The sequence below is a fragment of the Methylobacterium sp. J-048 genome (assembly GCF_022829515.1).
Lineage (GTDB): Bacteria > Pseudomonadota > Alphaproteobacteria > Rhizobiales > Beijerinckiaceae > Methylobacterium.
In genome coordinates this window covers 1-207 of sequence record NZ_JAKSYL010000098.1, presented here as the reverse complement: position 1 = coordinate 207, position 207 = coordinate 1, and the positions used below count along the sequence as shown (strand labels likewise).

Genomic DNA, 207 nt, shown 5'->3' with positions numbered 1-207 from the left:
GGGTGGCATGGGTGCGGATCTGGAAACTGCCAGGGCCCTTGTTGCGACCATGCAGGGCGAGTCGACCGCGAACCTCGACCCGACGATCAAGGGCGACCCGGATGCGAGCGGTCGCCCGACGAGCTTCGGCACCGCGCAGTGGCACGCAGAACGGTTCACGCAGCTCAAGGCGTTCGCCGACAAGATGGGGGTCGACTGGACTGACGT

Annotated in this window: 1 protein-coding gene; it reads left to right on the top strand. The window is 66.7% G+C overall.

The genetic code is table 11. The annotated features are described in order from the left end of the window. A partial coding sequence (locus MKL09_RS07085) for a phage tail tip lysozyme (protein WP_244019157.1) occupies positions 1-207 on the top strand: 207 nt, incomplete at both ends.